At 42.7% G+C, this 8094-nt stretch carries 3 protein-coding genes; 1 reads left to right on the top strand and 2 read right to left on the bottom strand.

Features of this window, described 5'->3' with window-relative positions:
- Positions 1-331: 331 nt before the first annotated feature.
- Positions 332-4750: a PKD domain-containing protein gene (locus FNH22_RS24365; protein WP_143401114.1), complete on the top strand. Its 4419-nt coding sequence runs from the start codon at positions 332-334 to the stop codon at positions 4748-4750.
- Position 4751: 1 nt separating this feature from the next.
- Here the strand turns inward: FNH22_RS24365 and FNH22_RS24360 are convergent, their stop codons facing one another.
- Both FNH22_RS24360 and FNH22_RS24355 read right to left on the bottom strand, forming a co-directional pair.
- Entirely contained in the window at positions 4752-6677 is a 1926-nt protein-coding gene (locus tag FNH22_RS24360) for an ATP-binding protein (RefSeq protein WP_143401113.1), read from the bottom strand.
- The gene (locus FNH22_RS24355; RefSeq protein WP_143401112.1) at positions 6677-8035 is read right to left on the bottom strand and encodes a sigma-54 dependent transcriptional regulator; all 1359 of its coding nucleotides are present in this window, start codon (positions 8033-8035) and stop codon (positions 6677-6679) included. Before FNH22_RS24355 ends, FNH22_RS24360 begins: the two co-directional genes overlap by 1 nt.
- Between the last annotated feature and the right edge of the window lie 59 nt (positions 8036-8094).

Here is an 8094-nt window from a genome sequence, read left to right as displayed (position 1 = left end):
CCGTGACGGTGAACCCAAATCCTGTTTTAACGCTGACCAATACAACCACTAGTTTATGCAGTGGTGACCAAACAGATATTACGTTGAACAGTCCGACGTCCAACCATGTGATCACTGTTACTGGTGTAAGCTACGGTGCTGTCACGGGTGGTGGTGTTCTGGTGGGGGACACGTTTGTGGACGGCGACCAGCTACAAGAGATCTTAGAGAACCCCACGAACGGAGTGGTTACGGTGAGTTACACGTTTGAAGTGACAACCAGCGACGGCTGTCCGGTCTCNTCTCCCCTGCAGGCCAGTTGGCTAGTGTAGATGTTCAGCCCCGTCCAACGATGTCGATCACGAATACGGTTCCTGCTTTATGCAGCGGTTCCTCGACGTCGATCACATTGAACAGTGCAGTTACGGGCAGTTTGATGCGTTTGACGGGTGTGAGTGGCACGGCGGGAGTGACTGGTTTTAGCAGTGTTGGATTGACCTTTGTGGATGGAGATGTGATCAGCGATGTATTGGCGAATAGCACGAGCAGTCCTGTTACGCTGACGTATAGCTTTGAGGTGAGTGATGGTTCAGGCTGTGATGACGGAGTGGCCCCTTTTACCACGGCCGTGACGGTAAACCCAAATCCTGTTTTAACGCTGACCAATACAACCACTAGTTTATGCAGTGGTGACCAGACAGACATTACGTTGAACAGTCCGACGTCCAACCATGTGATCACTGTCACTGGTGTAAGCTACGGTGCTGTCACGGGTGGTGGTGTTCTGGTGGGTGACACGTTTGTGGACGGCGACCAGCTACAAGAGATCTTAGAGAACCCAACGAATGGAGTGGTTACGGTAAGTTACACGTTTGAAGTGACGACCAGTGACGGCTGTCCGGTCTCCCCTGCAGGCCAGTTGGCGAGTGTTGATGTTCAGCCCTTACCAGATGCCGATACAGACCAGGCTAGTTATGATCTCTGCAGTGGCGACTTTACGGATATTACATTACTTAATCCCAATGGTGTTTCAGGAACATTTTTTAACTGGAAAGTGGTTTCAGTCACAAATATCACAGGTGTAACATTGGGGCAGGTCGGAACCGGTAATACCATAACACAACAACTAATATCTGCAGATGCCATTAACTCCGGCAATGTTATTTTCGAGATTACTCCCGGCACAGCTTTGTGTGTAGGAATGGCTATTAACCGTGCAGTGAATGTAGACCCATTACCTGTGGCTGACGCAGGTATAGATGCAGCCGAATGTGATCTTGACTATACTTTTGCTGCTGTTATCAGTACAGTGGGTGGAGTGGGGATGTGGTCTCAGGTCTCAGGTCCGGGTACGGCAGGTTTTGACAATAATATGCTGCCAAATGCAACTGTCACAGTGGATCAATTTGGTGTCTATATTTTTGAATGGATGGAAAACAACGGCGGATGCATCAGTAGGGATCAGATTGAAGTCACGTTTAATCAGGCGCCTGTTGTAGTATCTGTGGATGATGATGGGACTACTTTCTGCGAGCCAGGTCAATTAAGTTTGCGTGGTGTGATAGGTGGTGGGGCTACTTCGGGAACCTGGTCATTGATTTCAGGAGGCACCGGGACGCTCAGTTCAAGTAGTTTAACCGGAAACGTAGTTACAGCCAATTACATCGTGGCAAGCAACGAGTTTGGGCCTCTGGTTTTTCAATTGACGACTGGTGATCCGGACGGCATAGCCGGGCCATGTACCACAGACTTCCAACAGGCCACAATAACGATCAACCAGGCTGCCACAATTTTTGCCGGCCTTGACATGGGGGTATGTGAGGATGAAGGTGATGTTATGCTTCAGGGAAGCATAGGAGGTTCAACTTCGCAAGGGACCTGGACGGGTGGTGTAGGTGGCTTTAATGATTCGAATGATCCGAATGCAAAATATGATTTTCAGCCATCTGAAGTTGGCAGTTCTGTTGTGTTAACATTTACCAGTGACGATCCGGATGGGCCCGGACCTTGTACAGTTGTTTCTGACCAGGTCACCATAGATGTAAATCCTTTACCGGTTGTTACCTTCTTTAATTTACCTGCCACTTCCAACGAGGCCGCTGCAGATATTGTTTTATCAGGAAATCAGGCTGGTGGTATGTTTGCAATAAGTCCGGGGTCAGGATTGGCCAATGCCAGGATTGATAGAGGGCTTGACAATGTGGATTTCCAACCGTCAGCTGCTGTGATAGGTGAGAGCTTCATCACTTATTCTTTTACTGATGTCAATGGATGCATGAATTCTGATACACAAAACGTTATTGTAAACCCGGTTACATCTATTGATTATAACATACAAAATGCTCCTTCTGATCCGGATGATAACCCAATTGTATGCGCCAATTCAGGAATGGCTGTACTCATTGGCTCACCTCAGGCTGGGACAGGAAATCCAGGTACAGAGTTTAGTAGCCCGGTGTCGGGTTTAGTTAGTCAGGATGAGAGCGGGAATTGGTTGTTTAACACAACCGGACTTGGAGCAGATACTATTAATGTATCTTATACTTTTGTTAATTCATTTGATGTTTCCACTACATTAACCAAACAAGTGATCGTGCAAGCCAGTCCGGTAGCAGCCATGACGGTGTTCAATTCCTGTGTTGAAGATAATATTGAATTTTTTGATAATTCCATGGTATCTGGTTCGTCCATTGTATCATGGAGATGGGAGTTTGATGATGGTACGTTCAGCAATTTGCAGAACCCTGTACATACTTATAGCCAGCCAGGTATTTATGAGGTTGAATTAACAGTGACCAGTGGTCAGACTTGTACGTCGTCAATAATCCAGTCGATCAGAGTAGGGGATACGCCTATACCAGACTTTGGGTGGTCTTCTATCTGTAACGGTGATGCAACCGAATTCAGGGATAACTCCGATCCTGGTTCGATAGGTAATATTGAAACGTTTACCTGGGAATTTGGTGATGGGGAAAGCATAACAGGTAATGCCGGAGATGTCATTCCTCCGGGGACTAATGGAGGAAGAACCTCTGGTATATTTGATGATCCATTTCACCAATATGAAGTAGTGGGAGATTATAATGTACGACTTACGGTACAAACGAATGATGGCTGTACCAATTCTGTAGTTCGAACCGTTTTTATTTTGCCCTTTAACATAATAACACCATTACCTCAGGATGCGTACATAGAAGATTTCGAATCAGGTAATGGGGGTTGGGTAGCTACTTCCGGAGTTAAGAGCATGGCTGGAGGAACATCTGTTTATAGTGATACAAGTTGGGTAAGAAGTGTTCCCAATGGTACGGTAATTCAAAGTCCGGGAAATAATGTGTGGTGGACAGGACGAAATGGAGGTACTTACTTTCCGGATGAAGATTCGTTTGTCAACGGTCCGTGTTTTGACATTGCCCGGTTGACGCGCCCTATGATCTCGATGGACGTATGGGTAGATACACAAGAGGGTTTTGATGGTGCTGTATTGCAATATTCAACGGATGGCGGGTTTGTATGGACTAATCTTGGAGATCTTGACCAGGGTTTGGAGTGGTATAGTTCACAAGGCTTAATAAGCAGGCCGGGTGACAATCCTGGTAATTTCAATGAAGGAGATAAGGGGTGGAGTGTACCTACCAATGGATGGGTTTCCGCCCGTTTCAGCCTGGAAGAGATACCTGAAAATCAGCGAGATTTCGTTCGCTTAAGAGTAGCATTTGCAAGTGATGGTAATAATCCCACAGAATCTGATTTTAATGGTTTTGCATTTGATAATGTGTTCATAGGAAATAAAACCAGGACCGTTTTGCTGGAACATTTTACAGACAATGGCTTGCAGGCAAGCATTGATGCCAATGATCGCTTGAATACTTTTGCCCAGGAACAATTGGTAGGAGCATCTGAAATTGACTTTACTACCATCCAGTATCATATGGATTTTACAGGTACAGACCCTTTTAATTTACAGAACCCGAATGATCCATCCGGACGCGTGACATTTTATGGGGTATCTCAGCCTCCTACTACCGTTATGGACGGGTCGCAGTACAGAGGTATTACCTTTGAGCTTTTTGAATCGGACATTGACCGACGTTCTTTGGAGGACCCATCGTTTATTATAACTATTGATACGCTTAACAGCGCCGAAGACGTATTACGGCTGGATGTTACGTTAGAAGCACAAATTGATCTGCCGGATCCTGTCGTACTTCATGTAGCAGTGGTGGAAGACACGCTACGTAACGGCGGAATTGTTTATAATAATGTTTTGAAAAAATTAATTTATGGTGCTGAAGGCCAATCGATCGAAACCTTATGGACACCAGGTACGCGTCAGAAGTTCAATGCAGAATGGAATATTGGCGTAGAAGTATTTGATCCGGATAATCTGTTTATAATAGCCTTTGTCCAGGACAAAGTTACCCGTGAGGTGTACGGTGCTACAATAGCCAAAGCCCCCAGCAAAAACGAAAGACAGGTTACTTCCATTGATGATAAGATTATTCGTAATGTAAGAGAGCTTTCGATGTACCCTAACCCGGCAAATGAGCTCCTGAACTTTAAAGTACCTCAACTTACGTCTGACAAGTATAACTGGAAAATCATAGATCAACGTGGGGTAACAATACTGGAAGGTACGACAGACTTTGAAAACAGTGATGTTTATCAGATAGAAACCAGGGAATTAATAAACGGCGTCTATTATGTGGTAATAGGGGTAGAAGATAAAACTCTTATGTATCGCAAACTGGCTATTATGAACAGGAAGTAAATTACTCTTCAGGATACTTCTTTTCCAGAATAGCTCTTAGCTCTCCAATGGCCTTTTTACATTCATCTGACAGTGTAGTGACAAGGTTGGGGATCAATTCGGTATTGTAATTTTCTTTTCCATACAGTTCAATGTTTTTCACCAGGGGCTTTAGATTGTCCAGTCCCATAAACGAAATAGAGGGTTTTATCTTATGTGCTACTTTTGCCACATCATCCCATTGAGCCATATCCATTGACTTTTGCATTTCATTTAACCCGATGGGGGTATTTTTTATAAAGGTCTCTATCATTTCTTTTATAAACACCTGATCTCCATTGCATACGTTTTCAAGATAGGTGAGGTCTACCACATTTTGACTGTCTTGTTCAGGTCTGGCGGTTTCCGCTGCAAATTTGGATAGCACCTTATACAGGTCTTCAGGCTGGAAGGGTTTGGATAAATAATCATTCATACCTAACTCGATGCACCTCTCATTATCTCCCTTTACAGCATTAGCCGTAAGTGCTATGATCGGGATTTCTTTTTTGGGTGATGGAAACGTTTTACGAATATTTTTAGTGGCAACATATCCATCCATTATGGGCATCTGGACATCCATGAGAATGATATCATAGTCATTCGCTTTGAGCTTTTCCAGGGCTGTATAGCCGTTTTCTGCCTGGTCCACCCTACAATTCCACTTTTTGAGGATGTTTAGTGCATACAGCCTGTTGATATCATTATCTTCTACCAGGAGTACTTGTAACCCCTTGAAAGAGTGAATAAGGTTTTTAGACGCGGCTGATTTTCCACTTGGATATACCAGGTCCTTTTCACTACCAAAACGAAAAGGGATAATGAAAGAGAACTTTGTACCTTCATTTTCCTTACTCTCTACTTCAATACTTCCATTTTGAAGTTCTACCAACTGCTTTACGATGGAAAGGCCCAGGCCAGTACCTCCGTAGCGCCGGGTTACACTTTCATCTGCCTGTGTGAAGCTGTCAAAGATATGATCTACCTTCTCCTCAGGAATACCAACCCCGGTGTCACTAACCACAAATTTTATCCAATAGCGTGCGTCTTCCTTTTTATACAAATCAACGCTGATTTTTATCTCACCGATATGTGTAAACTTTAATGCATTACTTATCAGGTTGATCAGAATTTGATTGAGTCTTACAGGGTCACCTAATAGTACATGATCTGCCTCCGGGCTGATCATATAGCTTAGGTTTATCCCCCTTTCCTTAGATTGATAGGTAAATGTATCTACTACAGCTCCCAGTTGATATCTTATATTGAAACCAATGGTTTCAAATTTCAACTTTCCGGATTCAATGACGGAAAGGTCCAATATGTCATTGATAATTACTTTTAGGTTTTCAGTAGAATGTTTTATAGCATTTAAATACTGATGGCGGTCCTGATCAGACGTTGCTTCAAACAAGAGATTCACCATTCCCGCAATACCATTGATGGGGGTCCTGATCTCGTGGCTCATATTGGCAAGGAATTGTTCTTTTGCTTTTTGAGCCCTCAATAGTTCATCTGCATCTTTTTTTCGTTGACTGATATCCCTGCAGTCAAGAATAAGCCCTTCCAGGTTCTCCTTGTGTTTTAGATTGATTGAATTAAATTCAAGATACTTAAAGGTGCCGTCTTTACATAAAAATCTAAATTCAACACTTTCATCATAGGGCTTCGTAGTACTCTCCTCAAAATCAATTTTTAGTTTAGCTAGGGTGGTAGGCTCAATGTAGTCAAAGAAGTTTTTGTTGAGAAGACTATCCGCCTCATGACCAACCGTTTCTTGCACGGAAGGGTTATTGTATAGAATATTACCGAAGTAATCTACAATGAATATCAGATCTGAGCCGTCTTCTACTACAGCTTTGTAGAATGCTCCTTTCTTTACGTAGTCTAACAGGTTTTTTTCTGGCATTATACCTCTTCTTCCATTTCCTTTAAATATCTGTAAATGGTGGACTTTCCAATGTCCAGCTTATCAGCCACTTTTAACACATTATCATCGTACTTATCCAGGTAATAGCGGATGATCTTAAATGTATAATCACGCAATGTCATTTCCTCGAACAGAAAGTTAGTCTCTTTTGAAACACTGTTGAAACTAATATCTTCGGCAAGCACCTCATGTCCGTTAGCCATTACCGCTGAAAGCTCTATAATGGACTTAAGCTCTCGCACATTACCTGGAAAGGGGTAGGTCATTAATTTCTCCTGGGCCTCTACACTTAACACCAGAGAAGGGAGGTCATTGTCTTTTGAAAATTCTTTGAGAAAGTATTTAGCAAGTACTATAATGTCCTTATCTCTATCGCGTAATGGAGGCAAGTGTACAGGTAAACCCAATAGTCTGTAGTACAAGTCTTCTCTGAAATTTCCGGCTTTCACTTCTTCGGCCAGGTCCCTGTGAGTAGCAACGATAAGCCGGATGTCAAGTTTTATTATTTCATTGCCTCCCACACGCGTAAGTTCCCTTTCCTGCAATACTCTTAAAAGTTTAGCTTGTAAACTTAGATCCATCTCTCCGATTTCATCCAGGAAGATACTTCCACCTTCAGCCTCTTCGAACTTACCTATTCTTCGGGTATTGGCACCTGTAAACGCTCCTTTTTCATGTCCAAAGAGCTCGCTTTCCATTAATTCTTTAGGAATAGCAGTGATGTTAACTGCTACAAAAGGTTTCTTCTTCTTAGCAGAGTTATAATGGATGGCTTTGGCCACAAGCTCTTTTCCTGTACCCGTTTCGCCGGTGATTGAAACGGTTATATTGGTTTTGACGGCTTTTTCTAAAAGGGAGAAAACCTTTTTTAGTGCAATACTATTACCAATAATACTGTTATCAAATTCATACTTTTCAGAAATCTCCTGCTTTAAATGATCAATTTCTTTGACAAGAGAGAGATTCCTCCTGGCATTGTTGATCGTATTAAGCAATCGGTCTTTGGTCTCTTCATCCTTAATAATATAGTCATAAGCGCCCAATTTAAGAAGCTCTACGGCTGTGCCAATTTTTTCTTGTGCAGATATGATGATCACCTGCATATTTGAATTGTACTTATGAATCTCCGTCAATACCTTTTCCCCGGACATATCCGGGAGTGTATAATCCAACGTTATTATAGAAGGTTCTTTATATAGATTTTCGAGACAGCCTTTACCCGTTTCGAAAACCGATACCTCAAAATCAGGATTTAGACTAAGGACATATTCCAGGAATTTAGTGTATGACGGATCATCTTCAACAATGAATATCCTTACAGGGTCTTTATCATACATGTGGTGCGTCTATTTAAATTTTAGAAATGAAGATATGAAATTTAAAATAATGGTCTAAA

The organism is Fulvivirga sp. M361, from assembly GCF_007097395.1.
Taxonomy (GTDB): Bacteria; Bacteroidota; Bacteroidia; order Cytophagales; family Cyclobacteriaceae; genus Fulvivirga.
This window is presented reverse-complemented; position numbering and strand designations above follow the sequence as displayed.